This is a genomic window from Gordonia sp. NPDC003950, from assembly GCF_053605205.1.
In genome coordinates this window covers 109,759-129,739 of record NZ_JBSGIT010000008.1, presented here as the reverse complement: position 1 = coordinate 129,739, position 19,981 = coordinate 109,759, and the positions used below count along the sequence as shown (strand labels likewise).

The window sequence follows — 19,981 nt, the reverse complement described above, 5'->3', positions numbered from 1 at the left end:
GGCGTCACCAGCGGTCGCGGTCCAGGTCTTGCCCCTGGGCCGCGGCATCTGCGGCACAACCGAATCCGACGATCCACCGGCCGTCGGACAATTCGACCCTGCCCAGCATCATGGGTTCCGGCAGCGTCGCAAGGAACTCACCGAGCGCCGCGGTCGACACGATCCACCGTTCACCGTGAATCGCACGCCCCGCGGCCGGATCACGGATCAGACCGGGCTTCGGCGGCGTCGTGTCGAGGGCGACCAGGCGATACGCCGCGGACGTCATCAGATCGCCGGCCCATCGGGCACCGCGGTCGGCCAGCTCATGCACCAACGGGCCGCCGGCCATGTGCGCCCCGAACACGGCGAGTTCCACCGTCGTCGCGACACTCTCGACCCACGTCGGCGCCGATTCCTCGGCACCACCGAATCGTCGGGCGACATCCATGACCACGGCATCCTCGTGTCCGCGACTCAGAAACGTCACTCCGAATTGTGCAGTGCTGCCGCCGGATTCGGCGACAGACCCGGCCGGAACGGCGACCCCACACAGGTCGAAGAGATTGCAGAAGTTGGTGTAGGTACCCATCCGGGAGTTCACCCCGACCGGATCGGCGTCGACCTCGGCGATCGTCGGGTGCATCGGCGCCGTCGGCACCATCAACACCGCGGCCTCGCCCCACTGCCGCATCGCCTCGTCCCGCAGTTCGGTCAACTGCCGTCGAGCACGGAGCATCTCGACCGCCGAGAAACGGTCGGCGGCCGAAATGATTGCAGCCACCGTCGGATCGAGCCCGGCCTCATCAGCCGACCCGACACCGTCGATGAACTCCCCCACCGCGTCATACCGCTGCGCCACCAGCGCGTCGTCGTACAGCAGTTTCGCCGCGGCCAGGAATGAGCTCAGATCGATGGTCTTGACGCGGAATCCGGCCGCCTCCACCCGTGACACCGCCTCGGAGAACGCATGCCGCCATGCCTCCGACAACTCCGGAAGTTGTTCGGGTACCACAACGATCGCGTCAGCGGGTGCCGCGAAGGTCACCTCGGCACCGAACGGCCGCGGACCCGATGCGTGTGCCATCGCCGCCATCGCACGATCGGCGGTGTCGACGTTGTCAGCGAAAATGGTGACCACGTCGAACTCCGCACACGCGGGCACCACACCGCCGGTCGAGACGACACCGACGGTCGGCTTCACCCCGACGATTCCCTGCAGCCCCGCTGGTACGCGTCCCGAGCCCGCGGTGTCGGTGCCGATCGCGATGTCGGCGAAGCCCAGGGCGACCGCCACCGCGGATCCCGAACTCGAACCTCCGGAGATCCGGTCGGACCGTCGCGAATCACGCACCGCCCCATAGGGACTGCGCGTTCCGACCAGGCCGGTGGCGAACTGGTCGAGATTGGTCTTGCCGATCACCACCGCACCGGCTGACCGCAGTGCGGCCACCGCAGGCGCGTCGACCTCCGGCGTGTAGGCGTACCCCGGACACGCAGCGGTGGTCGGCACTCCGGCGACGTCGACGTTGTCCTTGACGGCCAGCACCATGCCGGCGAGCGACCCACCCGCGGCCAGCGCCACCTCGTGCTCGGCGGCAACGTCGGCCTGGGCACGCAGCGTAGTGAACACCTCGGGACGGTCGGTGGCCGCGATCCGCGCGTAGATCTCGTCGATGCGGCTCATGCGGCGAACTCTCCCTTCTGCGACCAACGTTGACGTTCCTCGGCGCGTGCCTCCTCCATGACACCACGTGTCGCGGCGATCGACTCGGCGTTCTCATCGAGGAACTGCTGGTGGGCGCCCAGCGAGAAGATGCCGTCGGTGATGCGGGTGCTGTCGCCGCGGCCCGCCGCCACGTCGGCACGCATGTCCAGCAACTCCTCGGCGCTCACCGGATACCAGCGGATGCGGTCGAAGAACCGCAGCAACCACGGGTGCTCGGCGTCGAAACCCGGCGCGGTCTGCGGATGCCGGTGGTTCCACACCTGTGTGGTGCGCCCGACGAACTGGTAGCCACCCGGCCCCTCCATCCCGTAGATGCACATGTACGCCCCGCCGATGCCGACGGCGTTCTCCGGAGTCCAGGTGCGGGCCGGGTTGTACTTGGTGGTGACCAATCGGTGGCGTGGATCGAGCGGAACCGCCACCGGCGCACCGAGATACACATCGCCCAAACCCAGAACGAGGTACTCGGCGTCGAAGACGATGCGATACACGTCGTCGACGGAGTCCAGGCCGTTCATGCGCCGGATGAACTCGATGTTCCACGGGCACCACGGCGCGTCCGATCGCACGCCGAGCATGTAACGTTCGATGGCCTCGCGGGTGGCCGGATCGTCCCAGGACAGCGGCAATTCGACGACCCGACTGGGCACCACGAGGTCGCCGGCCGACGGCAGTTGCGACTCACATTCGGTCAGCCAGTCCAACATGGCGGCCTGCGACCACACCCCGGGATCGGCCTTGACCTGCAACGACCGGATACCCGGTGTCAGGTCGACGAGTCCTGTCGGCGACTCCGCCGCGATCCGTTCGGCCAGGGCGTGAACCCGCGCCCGGAGCGCCAGATCCAGGCGCATGTCCCCGTACTCGACGAGGATGTTGTCGTCGCCGCTGCGCCGGTAGGTGACCTCGGTGGCGCCGTCGGCGGTGGTGGTGCGGCCCAGGATGCCGTTGTCGGCGTCTCCGCCGGCAGAGATGACATGCGCGAAGTGCGCCCGGCGGCCCAGTCCCAGTTCGGCCGGTGATGCCGCGTGCTCGGCCCGCACGGCCACAAAGCGGACCGTGTCACCCGGTTTCAGCTGCCCCAGCTTCCACCGTTCGGCCGCCACCACGGTGACCGGGCACACGAAGCCGCCCAGACTCGGCCCGTCGGGACCCAGCAGGATCGGGGTGTCACCGGTGAAGTCCAGTGCCCCCACCGAATACGCATTGTCGTGGATGTTGGACGGGTGCAGTCCCGCCTCGCCGCCGTCGGTGCGTGCCCACCGCGGTTTGGGTCCGATGAGGCGAACGCCGGTGCGGTCGGAGTTGAAGTGCACCTCGTAGGGCGTCGACATCAGATCATCGATGTCGGCGGGGGTGAAGAACTCCGGTGCCGAGTGCGGACCGACGGTGACCGCCAGCTCCCACGAATTGGTCAGTGCCGGTTGCTCTTCGGTGAGGATTCTGGTGACCAGCCCGGTCGGGGCCGATCCCACAGCGAGCATGTCGCCGTCGGTGAGGGTCCGGCCGTCGTGACCACCGAAGCGACCCATGGTGAATGTGGACCGGCTACCGAGATACTCCTCGGCGTCGAGTCCACCACCAACCGCGATGTACGCGCGCAGGCCGAACTCACCGACCATCCCGACGTCGAGCACCTGCCCGGCGGCCAGATGCAGCGGAACCCATTGCGGCATCGGCTTTCCGTCGACGGTCACCGGCACCGGGGCGCCGGTGACGGCCACGACGGTGGCATCGTCGAACCGGATCCGCGGGCCGGCCATGGTGGCCTCGAGACCGGCCGCCGAATCCGGGTTGCCGACCGCGAGATTCGCGAGGCGGAACGACAGGTCGTCCATCGGTCCCGACGGCGGCACCCCGACCTTCCAGTAGCCCACCCGGCCCGGCCAGTCCTGAATCGTCGTGAGCGGACCGGCGCGCAGGATCTCCATCGTCGCGTGGGGCGAGGCGGTACTCATCGGGTCACCACCACACGCACCGCGGTCGGGTCGAATCCGTTGCACGGGTTGTTGATCTGCGGGCAGTTGGACACCAGCACCAGGGTGTCCACCTCGGCGCGCAGCGCGAGGCGACGGCCCGGTGCCGACAGTCCGTCGACGATGCCGAGCGAACCGTCGGGGTCGACGGGCACGTTCATGAAGAAGTTGACGTTGCCGACCAGATCACGCTTGCCGAGTCCGTGGCGGGCACCGCCGATGAGGAAGTTCTCCACGCAGGCGTGCTGATGTTTGGTGTGGTGGCCGTAACGCAGGGTGTTCGATTCCTGCGAGCAGGCACCGCCGAGGGTGTCGTGGTTGCCGACCTCGTCGCCGACGATGGTCATCATCGGGGCCGATTCCTGGTCGCGGATCACCGATCCGGTGGTCAGGAAGATGTTGCCCTGCGCGGCGATCGTGGCCTGCGCCGAGTACCGCACGGCGTGGTCGTGCGCGCCGTAGAACAGCGTGTCGACGGCCTGATTGCCGTGCAGGTCGACGATGGTCAGGACATCGCCCGCGGCAACGATTCCCGACCAGGGCGCGCGGTCGGCGATGATCTCGTCGGCGATCACCTGCCCGGGCACGAGTGCCACATCGGCGGCGGGGGCGGTGGTCGGGTCGATCAGGGTGGGGTCCAGGAAGGTGGTCATGATGGGAGTCCTCGAGAAAGTGGGTGATCAGAAGTGCAGTGCGGCGTGGGCGTCTTCACTGTTGGCGACGGCGCGCTGATACTCGGGGTCGCGGTCGGCGGCACCGGCGATCAGGTCATCGAGGTCGGCCGAGGCCTGCCACGCGAGAACCTCGAGCGGGCCGGTCGCGAACTCCGGTGCGGGATCGAGCGGGTGCGCGGTGTTGGCGATCGCCACGATGACCGGGAGATGCAGCACGAGCTCCACCGACTTGTTCTGTCCGGCCGATCCTTTCGAGGTGAGCGTGCCGTCCTCCTCGACGACGATCCCGTGAAAGAAGGACAGTGACGGTGCGACGTCGGTGGCGGTGAGGCCGTTCTTCGCAGCCGCCAGCATGAGCAGTTCCCGACCGGCCGGTGTGTCCGAATAGGCTTGCCCGGCACCGTATTTTGCGGTGTTGCCGGTCAGCGTGCTGGTACCGCACAGCGCGTCGTGATGGGCACTGTCGTCGGCGACGACGGTCGCGAGCACCCGCCCCTGGTCACTGAGCAGCGGATGCCCGGTGGCGAGGTAGGCCTGCCACGGCACCTTGACGGTGTCGGCGACGTTGAGTCGTTCCCACGGTGCGTCGCTCCGCCACATCAGGATGTGCGCGCAGGCGCTTCCGGTGATGTCGCGCAGGCGGATTCGGGTTCCGCGGGCGAGCACCTTGGTGGTGTAGCGCCCGCCCGGGACGGTTTCGGCCCAGGTGAGGTCGGCGGCGTCGACGCCGGCCGGCGGGTGAGGCCAGCGCGAGGCGGGGACGACCGGCATCGAATCGGTGATGGTGCCGGCCTGCGCGCGGGCGTGTTCCCGGGCGCCGGCGGTGGTACCGGTGGCGGTTGCGCCGGTTGTGGTTGCGCCGGTTGTGGTTGCGCCGGTTGTGGTTGCGGTGGTGGTCATGATCGAAACTCCTTGTAGTGCTTGTGCTCTGCGGCGTCAGGCGCCGACGGTGACGGGCTTGGGATGTTCCTTGCCGCGCGGGAAGCAGGCGATCCCGACGAGGACGGTGGCCACGATGCAGATCGGGCCGGCCCAGCGCAGGATCGGCATCTCGCCGCTCGGGTCGAAGACCTCGGCGCGCGGCCAGGCCAGGTTGATCACCATCAGCGTGCCGTAGGCCACCGCGAGGATGTTGATGACGATGCCGAATCGTCCGAGCCCGAACAGTTTCTTGCCGGCGGAGTCGGTGGCGACGGTGCCCTTCGGCCAACCCTGGAAGCGGCGGTAGAGCATCGGTCCGGTCACCGCGAGGTAGGCGAGGTAGATCAGGATGATGCACACGCTGGCCAGCGTCGCGAAGATGGCCGAGTTGCCCACGTTGATGACCAGGATCCCGATGCACAGCACGCCGATGAGGATGGCCGGCGCGATCGGGGTTCCGGTGCGCGAGTTGACATGTGAAAGCGTCTTGGAGAACGGCAGCCGATTGTCGCGGGCCATCGAGAACATCAGCCGCGAGCACGCGGTCTGGATGGCCAGGGTGCAGATGAAGATCGCCACCGCGACGTCGCACAGCAGGACCTTGCCCCAGAAGCTGCCGAGCACGGAGTCGAGCACGTAGGGCAGACCGCCGGTGGCGAGTTCCTCGCCGAGGGTCGGCGCGGCCATCAGGGCACCGAGCAGCATCAGGCCACCGCCGAGTGCGGAGACGGTCAGCGCCATCCGGATGGTGCGGGGCGCGACGCGACGCGGGTTGCGGGTCTCCTCGGCGAGTTCACCGGCCGAGCCGAATCCGACCATCACGTAGGCGGCCATCAGACCGGAGACGATGAACGCCCAGATGTAGCCGGGCTGCTGGCCGGGGACGCCGGTGTCGAAGACGACGTCGGGGCCGCGCTTGGCGTGGGTGAACAGCGCGAGGATGACGGCGACGACGCCGACGAGTTCGCAGGTGACGCCGATGTTGTTGACACGGCTCATCCAGCGGACGCCGATGCAGTTGATGGCGGTCACGATGACGAGCAGGATCGAACCGAGGAGCACGGCGTTCGCGGCGCCCGAGGTGCTGGTCAGCGTCGGGTCGTCGCCGATGATCTGGAAACCGCTCCACACACTGGGTAACACCACCTGCAGGGCGATCGCGGCGGCGGAGGCGGTGACGATCTGCGCGATCATCATGAACCAGCCACCGAACCAGCCGATCACCTCCCCGCCCATGCGGCGGGACCACTGGTAGATGGCCCCGGACAGTGGGTAGCGGGCGGCGATCTCGGCGAAGCAGAGGGCGACGAGGAGTTGGCCGACGTAGACGATCGGCCAGGTCCAGAAGAACGCCGGTCCGCCGAAGCCGAAGCCGAGGCCGAAGAGCTGGAAGATGGTGGTCAGGATGGAGACGAACGAGAAGCCCGCGGCGAACGACGCGAACTTGCCGAGGGATCGGTGGAGTTGCTGGTCATAGCCGAATTCCGACAGGTCGTCGGCGTCGTGTCCGGTGGTGGGCGAGGGGGTGGCGGATGGTGTGGAAGCGGCCAGGGTCATGTGGATGTCCTTCGAGAGGGCTCCCCGTTGAGCGTTTTATCTGTCGGTTGATAGATAACCGTGGAGCTATTTCTATCAGATGATAGATATGTTGCAAATCGGGAAACCCCGGTGACATCCGTGTTACGCGGCGGCCCCCGGGCGCGGACCGCCTGCGGTCCGTCTGTGGGCCTACAGCCGTGGCCTAGGGTAGAGCCATGTCATCCACTCGCGGCGCCGGTCCGGGGCGCCCGCGCCTCGTCGAACCGAAAAGGCGAGGGGCGACGGCACGCGAGGAGATTCTCGACGCTTCCGCCGAACTCTTCGTCCGGCACGGATACAGCGGCACGTCGACGCGGATGATCGCCGAGGCCGTCGGCATCCGGCAGGCCTCGATGTATCACTACTTCAAGAACAAGGACGACATCCTCGCCGACCTCCTCGAGGCCACCGTCGTACCGTCACTGGAACGGGCCCGCGAACTCCTCGTCGGCGACGACCCGGCGATGGACCGGCTGCTGGATCTCGCCCGCTATGACGCCGGGCAACTCGTCGACTCCCGCTGGAACCTCGGCTCGCTGTACCTCCTGCCCGAGGTCGCCGACGAGCGCTACGCCGAATTCCGTTCCGCACGTGAAGAATTGGCGCAGGCCTACGAGTCGCTGACCGTCGAAGTACTCGGCGATCCGGCCGACAAACGGTGTCTGCTGCCGTTCCGGCTCGTCGAGTCGATCATCATGCTGCGCTCCGACGAGGAACGCGGCGAACTCGGCGACCACACCGCCGCCGGCCTCATCGACACCATCGTCGGTGCGATCGAGATGCTCATCGAGCATCAGCCGAGCGCGTAACGCCGGTTGTGCTCCGCCCGCTGCGCCGAGGTCCGCGTGCCCGGGCCCAGCGGTTGCGCACCCACCGCGTCGGCGAGTCCGTGGGGCGGCATGCCGCCGTAGATGGTTTCGTGCTCACCGATCACGTAGGTCTCATGCCATATCCCGACGGCGTTGGTGTCGGCGTGGCGCTTGGTGAACCACTGCCACGCGGGGCGATGCGGTGCGTCGGGATCGGCGGCAAAGCGACGGACATCCTCGGCGCCGCGCCAGTACGAGACCACCATGATCGACGACCCGACATACAGGCGCGACGACAGTAGACCCGCCTCCGGATGTCGCTTGAGGAACACCAGCATCCGTGGCATCGCGAGGAACACGCCGAGCCACGCGCGTGGGTGCCACGGCCGCGGCAGGCTCATGCCGATGAGGAAGAGGGTGGTGCCCTCGGGCGGGATCGTGCTGGTCATCCGGCGGGCGTCGGGTCAGGCCATGATGTCGTCTCCCATGTTCTGTAACGTCGTTACGAAACGATGTTATGAAACACTGGGACGCATGGCAAGACCCAAGGTGCACGACGACGATCTGCGCAGTCGTCTGATCGACGAGGCGACCCGCATCGTCGCCGACAGCGGCGTCGGCGGGCTCTCGGTGCGCGCGGCCGCTCAGGCCGCCGGGACGTCGACGACCGCCGTCTATTCGCTGTTCGGCAGCAAGGACGGATTGACCCGGACGGTGTTGGTGCGCGCATTCGAGCAATTCGCGGCGGCCCAGGAGGTTGCGACGCGCGAGGACGACGCGGTGAGCGCGCTGGGCATCGCCTACGTCGGGTGGGCGCTGGAGAATCCGCGGCTCTACGAGCTCATGTTCGGATTGTCCACGGTCGGCATCGAACCGTCCGAGGAGACCGAGGCGGCGTCGGCGCGGGTGATGGCCCCGCTGCGGCACGCCGTGACCGCGGCCATCGACGCCGGCGTCTTCCGGCCCGCCGACCCGGCCACCGTCGCGGCGTCGCTGTGGGCGCAGGTGCACGGACTGTCATTGCTGCTCTTGGCCGGACGATTTCCCGACGACGCCGACCCCGTCGCCGCCGGGAGTGCGGTGGTCGCGGGCTGGCGTGCCCTAGGCTGATCGTCATGGCCGGGCGCAGCATGAGTTTTGATCCCATCGCCGAGGCGAAGGCGAACTGGGACGCCGCCGGATGGGATGACGTCTCCGACGGCATGGTGGCGGTGACCTCGGTGATGCGCGCCCACCAGATCCTGCTGGCGCGCGTCGAAACCGCGCTGCGCCCCTACGATTTGACCTTCTCCCGCTTCGAACTGCTTCGGCTGCTGGCCTTTTCGAAGCAGGGTGCGCTGCCCATCACCAAGGCGAGCGACCGTCTGCAGGTCCACGTCACCAGCGTCACCCACGCCATCCGCCGACTGGAGGAGGCCAAGCTGGTGCGGCGACTCCCCCACCCCACCGACGGACGCACCACCCTCGTGGAGATCACCGACCTGGGCCGCTCCACCGTCGAGGACGCCACCGCCACCCTCAATCGCGAGGTGTTCGCGAACGTCGGCATGGATCCCGGCCAGATCACCGGCCTCGTCGGGGCGATCCAGTCATTGCGGCATCAGGCCGGGGACTTCTGAGCACGGAGAGTGCGGGCTTGCCCATTTCTAGACATTCGCCAGGTAGACCAACCCCCGCGACCTGGGATTTTGCCAAATCGCTACTCGCGGAATGTCTAGAAATGGGCAAGCGTGTCAGGCCACCGACGTGAATGCCCCTCCCCACCGGCCGATCAACGTGTCGGCGAGCGCTGTCAACGCGTGAGAGAGCGCTGTCAGTGATCCGGGGTTACTTGAGCGTCTCGATGATCGCCGAGAAGTCCAGTCCGGCATGCTGTTCGGCGAATGCCTTGTACAGCTGGGCGGCGTGGGTGCCCAACGGGGCTCGGGCACCGGTGTCGCCGATGGCGTCCATCGCCAGGCCGAGGTCCTTGTTCATCAGGGCGGTCGCGAAGCCCGGCTTGAACTCGTTGTTGGCCGGCGAGCCGGGTTGCGGTCCGGGCACCGGGCAGTTGGTCTCGATGGCCCAGCAGTTTCCGGTGGCGCCGGTGACGACGTCGTAGAGCGCCTGATCGCTCAGTCCCAGCTTCTCGGCCAGCACGAAGGCCTCACCGACGGCGATCTGCTGCACCGCCAGCAGCATGTTGTTGCACACCTTGGCCGCCTGACCGGCACCGCTGTCACCGCAGTGAATGATCTTGCCCGCCATCGGGTCCAGCATGGTGCGCGACTCGGCGAAGGCCTCTGCGGTGCCACCGACCATGAAGGCCAGCGTGCCTGCGGTGGCACCCTTGACCCCACCGGAGACCGGCGCGTCGACCTGCGCGAAACCGACGTCGGCGGCCCGCTGATGAATCTCCCGGGCGTCGGCCACCGAGATCGTCGAACTGTCGATGAACAGGGTGCCGGTGGCACTTGCCGGCAGGATCTCGTCATAGAGCTGTTTGACGATGCCGCCGTTTGGCAGCATCGTGATCACCACTTGCGCCACGGCGACCGCCTCGACCGCGGTCGGGAAGGTCTCGATGCCGTTGCCCTGCGCCGTTTTCACCGCTTCGGGCACCGGGTCGAAGCCGTGCACGGTGTGCCCGGCCTTGACCAGGTTGGCGGCCATCGGGCCACCCATGTTGCCGAGGCCGAGGAAAGCGATCGTCGTCATTGTCGAATCTCCACCTTGTCGATTGCTCGAGGAATTCAGTTGCCGTGCCGCGCGGCGATGGAACGTCCCACCACAACGCGCATGATCTCGTTGGTCCCCTCCAGAATGCGATGCACACGCAGATCCCGGAGGATTTTCTCGATTCCGTACTCGGTCAGATAGCCGTAGCCGCCGTGCAACTGCAGCGCCTGATCGGCGACCGTGTAGCACGCGTCGGTCACATAGCGTTTTGCCATCGCGCACTGCTCCACCTTGTCGGCAGCCCCGGCATCGAGTGCGCCGGCCGCATGCCACAGCATCAGCCGTGACGTCTGCAGCGACGTCGCCATGTCGGCGAGCGTGAACCGAATGGTGGGTTCGTCGATCAGGTTGGACCCGAACGCCTTTCGCGACGCGACGTACTCGGCGGCCTTGTCGAAGGCCGCCTGCGCACCACCGAGCGACGACGCCGCGATGTTGAGCCGCCCACCGTTGAGGCCGTTCATCGCGATACCGAAACCGATGCCCTCCTTGCCGCCGAGCAGGTTGGCAGCGGGTACCCGCACCTCGTCGAGGATCACCTGCGCGGTGGGCTGGGCGTGCCAGCCCATCTTGTGCTCCTGCGCACCGAAACTCAGCCCCGCAGAATCCTTCTCGACGAGGAAGGTGGAGATCCCCTTGGGTCCGGAGTCACCGGTGCGGGCCATGATCACATACAGATCCGATGAGCCGGCCCCGGAGATGAACTGCTTCACCCCGGTCAGGACGTAGTCGTCGCCGACGCGTTCGGCCCGGGTCGCCAGCGCTGCCGCATCCGACCCCGCACCCGGCTCGGTGAGGCAGTAGCTGGCCACCGTGTCCATCTCGGCCAACCGCGGAACCCACTGTGCGCGTTGCTCGTCGGTGCCGTAGGCGTCGACCATCCAGGTGCACATGTTGTGGATAGACAGGAACGCGGCCACCGCCGGATCGGCGTAGGCGAGCTGCTCGAAGATCCGCACCCCGTCCAGCCTGCGCAGGCCACTACCGCCGACATCCTCGGAACAGTAGATGGCCCCCATGCCGAGTTGCGCGGCCTCGCGCAACTCGGCGACCGGGAAGTGATTCTCGGCGTCCCACGCAAGCGCATGGGGGGCAAGACGTTTGGCGGCGAAATCGGACGCGGTCTCGACGATGACCCGTTCATCGGAGTCGAGACCCGCGTCGGCGAAGGTCGTCACGTGACGGCCTCAGTCCATCGTCGGGATGACGAACTCTGCGCCATCCTTGATGCCCGACGGCCAGCGCGAGGTGACCGTCTTGGTCTTGGTGTAGAACTGGATCGACGCCGGTCCGTGCTGGTTGAGGTCACCGAAGCCGGAGCGCTTCCAGCCACCAAAGGTGTAGTAGGCCACCGGAACCGGGATCGGCACGTTGACGCCGACCATGCCGACCTCGACGCGGGCGGTGAAGTCGCGGGCGGCGTCGCCGTCCTGGGTGAAGATGGCAACACCATTGCCGTACTGGTGATCCGACGCCAGCGCGAGGGCCTCTTCGTAGTCACCGGCACGCACGATCGCGAGCACCGGGCCGAAGATCTCGTCGGTGTAGATCGACATGTCCTTGGTGACATGGTCGAACAGGGTCGGGCCGATGAAGAAGCCGTTGGAGATGTCCTCGTCGCCGTAGGTCTGCTCATCGCTGGTGCGCTCACGACCATCGATGACGAGGTCGGCGCCCTCCTCGACGCCCTTGCCGATGTAGCCGGTCACGCGCTCGAGCGCCGCGGCGGTCACCAGCGGGCCGTAGTCGGCCTTCGGATCGAGCGAATGCCCGACGCGCAGCGCGTTGACCTTGTCGATCAGCTTGGTGCGCAGGCGTTCTGCGGTCTGCTCCCCCACCGGAACGGCAACGCTGATGGCCATGCAGCGCTCGCCGGCACTGCCGTAACCGGCGCCGATCAGCGCGTCGACGACCTGATCAAGGTTGGCGTCGGGCAGGATGATCATGTGGTTCTTGGCGCCACCGAAGCATTGCGACCGCTTGCCGTGAGCCGCCGAGGTCTCGTAGATGTACTGCGCGATGTCGGAGCTGCCGACGAAGCCCAGCGCCTTGACGTCGGGGTGGGTGAGCAGCGCGTCGACGGCCTCCTTGTCGCCGTGCACGACCTGAAAGACGCCGTCGGGAAGTCCTGCCTCGGTGAACAATTCGGCCAGACGCACCGGCACCGACGGATCGCGCTCACTGGGCTTGAGAATGAAGGCGTTGCCACACGCCAGCGCCGGTCCGGCCTTCCACAGCGGGATCATGGCGGGGAAGTTGAACGGGGTGATGCCGGCGACGACGCCGAGCGGCTGACGAATCGAGTGCACGTCGATGCCGGTGCCGGCACCCTCGGTGAACTCGCCCTTGATCAGGTGCGGGATGCCAATGGCGAACTCGATGACCTCGATGCCCCGCTGGATGTCGCCGAGGGCGTCGGCGTGGGTCTTGCCGTGCTCGAGGGACAGTGTGGTGGCGATCTCGTCGGCGTTCTTGTTCACCAGATCGACGAAGCGCATCAGCACCCGGGCGCGGCGCTGCGGGTTCCACGCCGCCCATTCCTTCTGCGCCTTCTTGGCGGTCTCGACGGCGGCGGCCACCTCGTCGGTACTGGCGAGGGGCACCTGCGCGGCGACCTGGCCGGTGCTGGGATTGAACACGTCGGCGAAGCGACCGCCGTCGGCGGCCACCTTGGCGCCGTTGAGGTAGTGCGGGATGGATGTGGTGGAGGATGCGCTCACCGCGAGATCACCTGAATTCTGATCGGGGTCGTGACACGACCAATACTAGGACATCCAAGTAATTGCGCCAAGGGGTGACCAAAGTCCAATGGCATTTCGGCAGGAAAAGAGGCTACCCTTGCCCCTGTTTGTGCGACCTGCGCGCGATCCATCGGAAGGAGTCACCATGTCCGTCGTCATCCTCTACGGCACCGAGACCGGCAACTGCGAACTGGTGGCCGACGCCATCGCCGACGTCCTGGCCGCCGACCACGACCCGTCGATCTACGACATGAGCGAATTCGCGGTCGAGGATCTCGATCCCGAGAACTTTCTGGTGGTGATCTGCTCGACCTACGGCGAGGGCGAACTGCCGACCGGCGCCGAGCCCTTCGCGGCCGAACTCGACGAGGTGGCCCCGGACCTGACCGGTGTACGTTTCGCCGTCTTCGGACTCGGCGACACCGTCTACGGCGAGACCTTCAACCGCGGTGGCGAGATCATGGCCGAGAAACTCACCGCGCGCGGCGCCACCCAGGTCGGCGAGCACGCCCGCCACGACAATTCCTCGGCGATCAAGCCGAGCGCGATGGCCGCCCAGTGGGCCCAGGATCTGATTCCGGTGATCGCTCCGGTAAACGCCTGACCGACGGCGCCCCGACGGAGTCCGGCAGGGTCCCGCAACGCACCGCCGATTCCTTCGCCAACTCGACCACCGCACGGATCATCACGGCGAGCACGACGCCGAGGAACAGTGCGGTGGTCGTCGACACCTTGAGGTTCTCCCCCAGCAGGACCACGCCGAGCACCATCGCCACCGCCGGCTCCATGACGTTCATCGCCGGGAACGAGGTCTGCAGATCGCCGGCCCCGAAGCCCTTCTGCTGAGCGATCACCGCACCCGCGGCGACCACCACGAACAGGTAGATCTCCGGATGGGTGAACATGTGCACCGGGTGATGAAACAGCTGGTAGACGATCGTCTTGATGAGTAGCGCCGACACCCCGAACAGGGTGCCCGCGGCCAGTCCGTAGAACAGGGCCCGGTAGTGCGGGGTCGAGCGTTCCGCACACAGCACGCAGGCCACGATCACCCCGATCACCGCGGCGACGGTCACCCAGATCACCAGATCTGGGGGTCTGCGCATCGACGGCTCCGGGCGCGCGATCACCAGGAACGTGGCCACGCACGCCACCAGCACCCCACCCCACGCCCATTCGCGATGTGCCGGATGCCGTCGGTCGGCCCACGCCTCCAACGGCAGCGCGAAGAGCACCGCCAGCACCACCAGCGGTTGCACCAACAGGATCGACCCCAGGCCCAGCGCACCGGCCTGCAGCGCGAAGCCGGTGATCGCGATCCCCGCACCCAGCCACCAGCCCTTGGTTATGGCCCCCGACGCCCGGGAGGCGCGCTGACGCAGCACGGTTCCGGCGGCGATCATCAGCGCCGCGAGAACCGCGAGAAGCGCGGGGAGCCAGGAGTGCACGCCCACCAGGCTAGGGCATGTCTCCCGAGAGGTGGGCGGTGTCGCTACCGCATCCGTGCGCGCGTCGCTCGTAGGTTGGAGTCATGCGGTTGCGGTCTGAATTGGAACTCCTCGCGACGCTCGACGCCGTCACGATCGGCGCGGTGTGCGCCGATCACACGCTGATTCCCGCGGTGATCACCGACTGCCTCGACGAGTCGTGGGAGTACGACGACCTCGCGGACGCGGCGCAGGCGGCCGGCGACGACGATCTCGCGGATTTCCATCGCCAGGAGGCGGCCGCGTGGCGTGCGACCGCGCGGGTGTTGCGTTCGGCGTCGACCGAAATCCGCTCCGGCGAGCGCCGCACCGAGCGGGGTGTGGCGTGAGTTCGGTCACCCGCACGCTGGTCCTGATGCGGCACGGCAAGTCCGGATATCCGCCCGGCGTCGGTGATCATGAGCGGCCGCTGGCCGACCGTGGGCGCCTGGAGGCGGCCTTGGCCGGCGACTGGATGCGTACCGAGGGCCTGCACATCGATGCGGTGCTGTGTTCGAGCGCCACCCGCACCCGCCAGACCCTGCAACGGACCGGTATCGACGCCCCGACGGAGTTCCTCGACGAGATCTACGGCGGAACTCCCGACGACATCTTCGAGGCGATCCGCATTCATGTCCCGGCCGACGCGGCGACCGTACTCGTCGTCGGGCACGAACCGGGTATGCCGTCGACGGCGTTGAGCCTGGATCCCGACGGCGAGATCGATCGATTCCCCACGTCGGCGTACGCGGTCGTGACCCTGGGCTCGCCGTGGTCCGGGATCGGCCTGGCACCCGATCCCGACGCCCACCTGGTGGGTGTTCGCGTGCCCCGTTCCTGACTCCCACGCGACTCGGACTCCACCGCGAGTTCGGCCGCGATCCGCGTCACTCATGTTTGGCGATTGTCACCAACCGCCGTACGATGGATTTCGCACTTGCGTAATCCATAAGTCCGCGGTATTCGCTTCGGAATCCGCCGCCACGAGGAGACCTCATGACCACCAACGGCTTCTCCGGAACCGATCAGCCGCTTTACGAGATCAAGGCCAACCTCTTCAAGGCGCTCGCCCACCCGGCCCGGATTCGTGTCCTCGAGGTGCTCAGCGCCAGCGACGACCCCACCGCGGTCAGTGACCTGCTCAAGATCGTCAACATCGGGCCGACCGCGATGTCGCAGCATCTGGCCGTGCTCAAACGGCATCACGTGGTGACCTCGACGCGCACCGGCAACGCCGTCTTCTATCGGCTGGCCCACCCCAAGATCTCCGAGTTGCTGCTCATCGCCCGCACCTTCCTCTACGACACCCTCGGCGCCCAGCGCGATCAGTTCGACGCCATCTCCGCTCTGCCGCCCGTCGGCCGGCCATGACACCGCTCATCTCCCGCGTCCGGCGACTGCTGCCGGGACGCGGCGATTACGCAGGTCTGCGCTCGTCGTGGAAGCTCGACATCGTCTCCGGTGTCACCGTCGGTGTGGTCGCACTCCCCCTCGCACTCGCCTTCGGTATCTCCTCGGGTGTCGGCGCCGCGGCCGGGCTGATCACCGCGGTCGTCGCCGGCCTGGTGGCCGCGATCTTCGGCGGTTCGCATGTGCAGGTGTCCGGCCCCACCGGAGCGATGGCGGTGATCCTCGCGCCGATCGTGGCCCAACACGGTCTCGCGAGCATCGCGATGGTGACGGTGCTCGCCGGGCTGATCGTGCTGATCGCCGGTGCCGTCGGACTCGGCCGGGCGGTCACCTTCATCCCGTGGCCGGTCATCGAGGGCTTCACCCTCGGTATCGCGGTGATCATCTTCCTGCAGCAGATCCCGGCGGCCTTCGCGACGTCACCACCGAAGGGTGAGCGAACGCTGCCGGCGGCGTGGACGGTCACCGCGCACGCCGACTGGGCGGCCGCCGGCCGCACCCTGGGGGTGGTGGCCGCCGTCGCCCTGCTGATGGTCGCACTGCCCCGCGTTCACCGGGCGATCCCGGAATCGCTCACCGCCATCATCGTCGTCACCCTCGTCGTGCGGTTCACCCACATCGACGTCGCCACCATCGGCGAACTGCCCTCCCATCTGCCGGCCCCGACCCTGCCGCACGTCGATGCCGGTGCGCTGCAATCACTTTTCGGCGCGGCGTTGGCCATCGCCGCGCTCGCCGCGATCGAATCGCTGCTATCGGCGCGTGTCGCCGCGACGATGTCGCCGACGGGCCCCTACGATCCCGACCGCGAACTGACCGGGCAGGGTCTGGCATCGGTGGCGTCGGGTCTCTTCGGCGGCATGCCCGCCACCGGCGCCATCGCCCGCACCGCGGTCAACGTGCGCTCCGGTGCCCGCACCCGGGTGTCGGCGATCGTGCACTCGTTGTTCCTGCTCGGCGTGGTGTACCTGGCCACCGGCCCGGTGGCGACCATTCCGCTGGCCGCACTCTCGGGCGTGTTGATGGTCACCTGTTTCCGGATGATCTCGACGTCGACGATCCGGAAGATCATGCGCTCCACCCGGTCCGACGCCATCATCTTCGTGGTGACCGCACTGATCACGGTGTGTTTCGACCTCATCGAGGCGGTCCAGATCGGCATCGTGGTCGCCGCGTTCTTCGCGCTGCGACAAATCGCGCGCCGGTCCAGCGTCACTCGCGAGGAACTCCCCGGCCCGGCGCAGCCCGGCGATGAACACATCGCCCTGCTCCGCCTCGACGGTGCCATGTTCTTCGGTGCGGCCGAGCGGATCTCCTCGACGATCAGCGAGGGAGCCGGCCGATCGAAGGTCTCGGTGGTGATCATCCGCATGTCGCATCTGGGGATGATCGATGCGACCGGCGCCCACACACTGGCCGAGATCGTCACCGATCTGGAATCGCGAGGAATCACCGTCATCCTCAAGGGCGTCCAGTCCGAACACCTGGGACTGCTCAATGGCGTGGGCGTCATCGATTCATTGCGGCACGAAAACCACCTCATGGCCACCCTCGACGAAGCGGTGGCCCATGCCCGCACGCATGTAACGACGCCGACCTCGCCAAACGAAGCACTCAGTGAAAGTTAGGATTGCTTTGGACGTGCGTCCACGCGTCACCGAGAAGAACTGAGGAGAAAGATGCGGTTGAGTGTCGCAGAGCGACGCCGACTCGCCATCGAGGCCACGTTGCGAGTGATCGCAAGCGAAGGAGTCGAGAGCGCCACCACGCGGCGCATTGCCGACGAAGCGGGTGTCCCGCAGTCGGGCCTGTTCTATGCCTTCGACAATCGCGATGAATTGTTGGCCGCGGTCGCGGAATTCGGTATCAATCAGGAGTTGGAGGCCCTCACCGAGCGGGTGACGATGCTCGAGGCGGAGTCCGCGCCGGCCGGGTTGCCCGCGGAGGCGGTGTTGCGTGCCGGGTTCGAGGCGTTCGCCGGGGACGTCGCCGGCAACGCCACCCGCGAACACGCGCTGATCTCGTTGGGGCTCTACGCCCGTCGCACCCCGGGACTCGAAACACTCGCCCAATATCTCTACACCAGCTACGCCCAATTGGTGGTGCGCATGCTGCGGGAGGGGGCACGGCTGGGCAGATTCCGGTGGGCGGTCGCCGAGGAGGAGATCGCGCCGGTGGTCATCGCACTCACTGACGGCATGACGCTCGGATACGTCATGACCGCCGACGAACCCGCGATGAAACACACCGTCGACGCGGCCGTTCGGGTGCTGACCACCTATATCGCCGCGCCCTAGCCGGCCCTGGCCGGGGGCGATCAGCCGCCGGTGACCGGGGACACCGGCACGCAGGGCACCGGCACGGCCGATGACGGATCGAGCGCCCGCAGCACGAGTGCGGCCGAACGCCGATTGGCCACGATCGACAGATGATCGGAATGATCGGCGGGGCACCCGTCCTGTACGACGATGTTGGTGACCGACGTACCGGCGGGACCGTCGAGTATCCCGACGTCATAGGGTGTGACGATCTCGTCGTGGCGAGTGACGATGTTGGTGTACTGCACGCCCGGCAGATATGGCGTCGGCTCGCGCACGGCACGATTGAAATCCCGATCGGCCGGGGCCGGTGAGCATTCCGGACACGACGGCCGGACCGGTTCGGGAATGCCCAGGCGCGCACGGAATTCCGCGATCGCCTCACCGCGGGCGTCATCGTCGTCGGGGCCCTGACGCCAATACGGGGCCAGCGACACATAGTGCGCCACCTGCCCGCGCCCGCCGAGGTATTTCATCCAGTAGGTGGGGATCTCGGTGCCGAGGGAGTGACCGACGATGTCGACCTGATCGCTGCCGGTGGCCGCACGCACCCGATCGACGAATTCCTTGAGCTGCCAGGCACTGTCGGGTTTCGGCCCGAGCCCACCGAGTGCCGACGCCGGCCATACGGTGCCCAGCGTGCCGTAGGTCGGGACGAACACGCAGTAGCCGGCGTTGGCCAGCACCGGCGCCATCGTCGCCCAATTGGTCTGTCGCCCACCACCACTGCCGTGCACCAGGATCACCGGACGCGGGTGCGCCGCGGCCGGGCGGCAGGAGAAGTCGTTGGTGCCGGGGAGCGAGCCACCGGGGTTCTCGAGCTCTGCGGAGATCCCGGAGAGGAAGTCGTAGGTCACCGGCAGGGGCTGCGATGGCGACGGTTGCGCCGACGCGGTGGCGGTGCCGAGCGCGAGCAGCGCGCACACCGTCAGCGCGCACACCGTCAGCACGCACACCGTTAGCACGCTCGGCAGGCCACGCGGGCGCCGGTGTCGGATGCTCATCTCGGCACGGTACTCCCTGGTCGCGGGGTGTGTGCAGTCAGAAGCTGCCGCGACGCTGTGCGACGGCCGCCTTGACCTGCGCGTCGCCGTAGGTGTCGAGCCAGTCCAGCAACCCCGGGTAGGTCGCCGGATTGTTGGCCACCAGCACCCGCAACTCCGGTGCGGCGGCCGCGATCTGCGAGAGGACCTGCGGGTCGGTGCCCGGATTGGATGCCTGCGCGGCCGTATACGGATGCGCCGGCGTCGCAGGCGCAGGCGCGACCGGGTTCGGGGACATCGGGTCGGATGCCATCGAGTTGGGCGTCATCGGGTTCGGGCCGGGATATACCGGGTTCGGTCCGGGATGCGCCGGGTTCGGCGTCGATCGTCCGCCGAATGCCGGGGCGATCACCGAGCGCCACGCATATGCCGCGTGGGCGATCGTCGTCTGCGGGCCCGCGGCCATCGGCATTCCGGTGGCCAGGAAGAAGGCGTACACGCCGGCCACGATGAACAGCAAGATCGCCACCGGCCAGAACACGAAGATGAGGATCACCGCGAGCACCGCGATGATCCCACCGCCCACTGCGGCACGGACCGGCGCGCCGGCGATGTTCGGGCCCTGGGCACCGAAACCCGGTCCCGGCCGGGCGGGACCGAATGGTGCGGGCTGTTGTGC

21 protein-coding genes are annotated in these 19,981 nt (G+C 67.5%); 9 read left to right on the top strand and 12 right to left on the bottom strand.

The genetic code is table 11. The features are described 5' to 3' along the window. Window positions 1-4: 4 nt before the first annotated feature. From atzF to ACWETB_RS09220, 5 genes are read right to left on the bottom strand one after another with little or no spacing between them, the layout of a single operon-like run. Window positions 5-1,666 (bottom strand): allophanate hydrolase, encoded by a 1,662-nt coding sequence (atzF, locus tag ACWETB_RS09240; RefSeq protein ID WP_452210721.1) that lies wholly within the window; start codon window positions 1,664-1,666, stop codon window positions 5-7. After that, window positions 1,663-3,666, bottom strand: coding sequence for a 5-oxoprolinase/urea amidolyase family protein (locus tag ACWETB_RS09235; RefSeq protein ID WP_452210719.1), 2,004 nt, complete (start codon window positions 3,664-3,666; stop codon window positions 1,663-1,665). The genes atzF and ACWETB_RS09235 overlap by 4 nt, the downstream gene beginning before the upstream one ends. Next, on the bottom strand, window positions 3,663-4,337 hold the full coding sequence (locus tag ACWETB_RS09230) for an urea amidolyase associated protein UAAP2 (RefSeq protein ID WP_348806762.1): 675 nt from the start codon (window positions 4,335-4,337) through the stop codon (window positions 3,663-3,665). Before ACWETB_RS09230 ends, ACWETB_RS09235 begins: the two co-directional genes overlap by 4 nt. Before the next feature lie 27 nt (window positions 4,338-4,364). Beyond that, entirely contained in the window at window positions 4,365-5,258 is an 894-nt protein-coding gene (locus ACWETB_RS09225; protein ID WP_452210717.1) for an urea amidolyase associated protein UAAP1, read from the bottom strand. Window positions 5,259-5,294: 36 nt separating this feature from the next. Beyond that, window positions 5,295-6,836, bottom strand: coding sequence for an amino acid permease (locus ACWETB_RS09220; RefSeq protein WP_452210715.1), 1,542 nt, complete (start codon window positions 6,834-6,836; stop codon window positions 5,295-5,297). Window positions 6,837-7,033: 197 nt separating this feature from the next. On the opposite strand from ACWETB_RS09220, the gene ACWETB_RS09215 reads away from it, so the two are divergent. Beyond that, window positions 7,034-7,666 (top strand): TetR/AcrR family transcriptional regulator, encoded by a 633-nt coding sequence (locus tag ACWETB_RS09215; RefSeq protein ID WP_452210713.1) that lies wholly within the window; start codon window positions 7,034-7,036, stop codon window positions 7,664-7,666. Here the strand turns inward: ACWETB_RS09215 and ACWETB_RS09210 are convergent. Then, entirely contained in the window at window positions 7,651-8,115 is a 465-nt protein-coding gene (locus ACWETB_RS09210; protein WP_452210711.1) for a DUF4188 domain-containing protein, read from the bottom strand. The genes ACWETB_RS09215 and ACWETB_RS09210 overlap by 16 nt on opposite strands. Before the next feature lie 76 nt (window positions 8,116-8,191). On the opposite strand from ACWETB_RS09210, the gene ACWETB_RS09205 reads away from it, so the two are divergent. Then, entirely contained in the window at window positions 8,192-8,776 is a 585-nt protein-coding gene (locus ACWETB_RS09205; RefSeq protein WP_452210827.1) for a TetR/AcrR family transcriptional regulator, read from the top strand. Window positions 8,777-8,781: 5 nt separating this feature from the next. Continuing rightward, window positions 8,782-9,285, top strand: a complete 504-nt coding sequence (locus ACWETB_RS09200) for a MarR family transcriptional regulator (protein WP_449741375.1) — start codon at window positions 8,782-8,784, stop codon at window positions 9,283-9,285. 208 nt (window positions 9,286-9,493) lie between these two features. Here the strand turns inward: ACWETB_RS09200 and mmsB are convergent, their stop codons facing one another. Genes mmsB through ACWETB_RS09185 form a run of 3 tightly spaced genes read right to left on the bottom strand, consistent with a single transcriptional unit; the run spans window position 9,494 to window position 13,104 of the window. Beyond that, window positions 9,494-10,363 carry a 3-hydroxyisobutyrate dehydrogenase gene (mmsB, locus tag ACWETB_RS09195; RefSeq protein WP_452210708.1) on the bottom strand — a complete coding sequence of 290 codons (870 nt, stop codon included), beginning with the start codon at window positions 10,361-10,363 and terminating at the stop codon, window positions 9,494-9,496. Between the two features lie 35 nt (window positions 10,364-10,398). Continuing rightward, the gene (locus tag ACWETB_RS09190) at window positions 10,399-11,562 is read right to left on the bottom strand and encodes an acyl-CoA dehydrogenase family protein (protein WP_449741376.1); all 1,164 of its coding nucleotides are present in this window, start codon (window positions 11,560-11,562) and stop codon (window positions 10,399-10,401) included. A gap of 9 nt (window positions 11,563-11,571) precedes the next feature. Continuing rightward, entirely contained in the window at window positions 11,572-13,104 is a 1,533-nt protein-coding gene (locus tag ACWETB_RS09185) for a CoA-acylating methylmalonate-semialdehyde dehydrogenase (protein WP_452210706.1), read from the bottom strand. 166 nt (window positions 13,105-13,270) lie between these two features. Here ACWETB_RS09185 and ACWETB_RS09180 point away from each other — a divergent pair, with 166 nt between their 5' ends. After that, window positions 13,271-13,729, top strand: a complete 459-nt coding sequence (locus tag ACWETB_RS09180; RefSeq protein WP_348806753.1) for a flavodoxin family protein — start codon at window positions 13,271-13,273, stop codon at window positions 13,727-13,729. On the opposite strand, the gene ACWETB_RS09175 is transcribed toward ACWETB_RS09180, so the two are convergent. Beyond that, window positions 13,659-14,573 (bottom strand): DMT family transporter, encoded by a 915-nt coding sequence (locus ACWETB_RS09175; RefSeq protein ID WP_452210704.1) that lies wholly within the window; start codon window positions 14,571-14,573, stop codon window positions 13,659-13,661. The genes ACWETB_RS09180 and ACWETB_RS09175 overlap by 71 nt on opposite strands. Before the next feature lie 83 nt (window positions 14,574-14,656). Here ACWETB_RS09175 and ACWETB_RS09170 point away from each other — a divergent pair, with 83 nt between their 5' ends. The 5 genes from ACWETB_RS09170 to ACWETB_RS09150 all read left to right on the top strand — a co-directional run bounded on the left by ACWETB_RS09170 (window position 14,657) and on the right by ACWETB_RS09150 (window position 18,298). Continuing rightward, window positions 14,657-14,941 carry a hypothetical protein gene (locus ACWETB_RS09170; protein ID WP_449741380.1) on the top strand — a complete coding sequence of 95 codons (285 nt, stop codon included), beginning with the start codon at window positions 14,657-14,659 and terminating at the stop codon, window positions 14,939-14,941. Window positions 14,942-14,967: 26 nt separating this feature from the next. Then, complete coding sequence (locus tag ACWETB_RS09165) at window positions 14,968-15,432, top strand: SixA phosphatase family protein (protein WP_449741869.1); 465 nt, start codon at window positions 14,968-14,970, stop codon at window positions 15,430-15,432. A gap of 155 nt (window positions 15,433-15,587) precedes the next feature. Further along, window positions 15,588-15,962 carry an ArsR/SmtB family transcription factor gene (locus ACWETB_RS09160; RefSeq protein ID WP_449741381.1) on the top strand — a complete coding sequence of 125 codons (375 nt, stop codon included), beginning with the start codon at window positions 15,588-15,590 and terminating at the stop codon, window positions 15,960-15,962. Further along, complete coding sequence (locus ACWETB_RS09155) at window positions 15,959-17,629, top strand: SulP family inorganic anion transporter (protein ID WP_449741382.1); 1,671 nt, start codon at window positions 15,959-15,961, stop codon at window positions 17,627-17,629. The genes ACWETB_RS09160 and ACWETB_RS09155 overlap by 4 nt, the downstream gene beginning before the upstream one ends. A 51-nt stretch (window positions 17,630-17,680) precedes the next feature. After that, window positions 17,681-18,298 (top strand): TetR/AcrR family transcriptional regulator, encoded by a 618-nt coding sequence (locus ACWETB_RS09150; protein WP_452210701.1) that lies wholly within the window; start codon window positions 17,681-17,683, stop codon window positions 18,296-18,298. Between the two features lie 20 nt (window positions 18,299-18,318). Here ACWETB_RS09150 and ACWETB_RS09145 read toward each other — a convergent pair whose 3' ends face one another. Together ACWETB_RS09145 and ACWETB_RS09140 are read right to left on the bottom strand one after the other, a co-directional pair. Continuing rightward, on the bottom strand, window positions 18,319-19,323 hold the full coding sequence (locus ACWETB_RS09145; RefSeq protein WP_452210699.1) for an esterase/lipase family protein: 1,005 nt from the start codon (window positions 19,321-19,323) through the stop codon (window positions 18,319-18,321). A 37-nt stretch (window positions 19,324-19,360) separates the two neighbouring features. After that, window positions 19,361-19,981, bottom strand: a 621-nt coding sequence (locus ACWETB_RS09140) for a variant leucine-rich repeat-containing protein (RefSeq protein WP_452210697.1), incomplete at its 5' end; no start/stop codon positions are given.

Coding starts and splice junctions, on each gene's coding strand:
- ACWETB_RS09230 (WP_348806762.1), bottom strand. CDS start 4,337: ATGACCACCTTCCTGGACCCCACCCTGATCGACCCGACCACCGCCCCC.
- ACWETB_RS09220 (WP_452210715.1), bottom strand. CDS start 6,836: ATGACCCTGGCCGCTTCCACACCATCCGCCACCCCCTCGCCCACCACC.
- ACWETB_RS09155 (WP_449741382.1), top strand. CDS start 15,959: ATGACACCGCTCATCTCCCGCGTCCGGCGACTGCTGCCGGGACGCGGC.
- atzF (WP_452210721.1), bottom strand. CDS start 1,666: ATGAGCCGCATCGACGAGATCTACGCGCGGATCGCGGCCACCGACCGT.
- mmsB (WP_452210708.1), bottom strand. CDS start 10,363: ATGACGACGATCGCTTTCCTCGGCCTCGGCAACATGGGTGGCCCGATG.
- ACWETB_RS09165 (WP_449741869.1), top strand. CDS start 14,968: ATGCGGCACGGCAAGTCCGGATATCCGCCCGGCGTCGGTGATCATGAG.
- ACWETB_RS09200 (WP_449741375.1), top strand. CDS start 8,782: ATGGCCGGGCGCAGCATGAGTTTTGATCCCATCGCCGAGGCGAAGGCG.
- ACWETB_RS09150 (WP_452210701.1), top strand. CDS start 17,681: ATGCGGTTGAGTGTCGCAGAGCGACGCCGACTCGCCATCGAGGCCACG.
- ACWETB_RS09210 (WP_452210711.1), bottom strand. CDS start 8,115: ATGACCAGCACGATCCCGCCCGAGGGCACCACCCTCTTCCTCATCGGC.
- ACWETB_RS09180 (WP_348806753.1), top strand. CDS start 13,271: ATGTCCGTCGTCATCCTCTACGGCACCGAGACCGGCAACTGCGAACTG.
- ACWETB_RS09145 (WP_452210699.1), bottom strand. CDS start 19,323: ATGAGCATCCGACACCGGCGCCCGCGTGGCCTGCCGAGCGTGCTAACG.
- ACWETB_RS09235 (WP_452210719.1), bottom strand. CDS start 3,666: ATGAGTACCGCCTCGCCCCACGCGACGATGGAGATCCTGCGCGCCGGT.
- ACWETB_RS09160 (WP_449741381.1), top strand. CDS start 15,588: ATGACCACCAACGGCTTCTCCGGAACCGATCAGCCGCTTTACGAGATC.
- ACWETB_RS09215 (WP_452210713.1), top strand. CDS start 7,034: ATGTCATCCACTCGCGGCGCCGGTCCGGGGCGCCCGCGCCTCGTCGAA.
- ACWETB_RS09225 (WP_452210717.1), bottom strand. CDS start 5,258: ATGACCACCACCGCAACCACAACCGGCGCAACCACAACCGGCGCAACC.
- ACWETB_RS09170 (WP_449741380.1), top strand. CDS start 14,657: ATGCGGTTGCGGTCTGAATTGGAACTCCTCGCGACGCTCGACGCCGTC.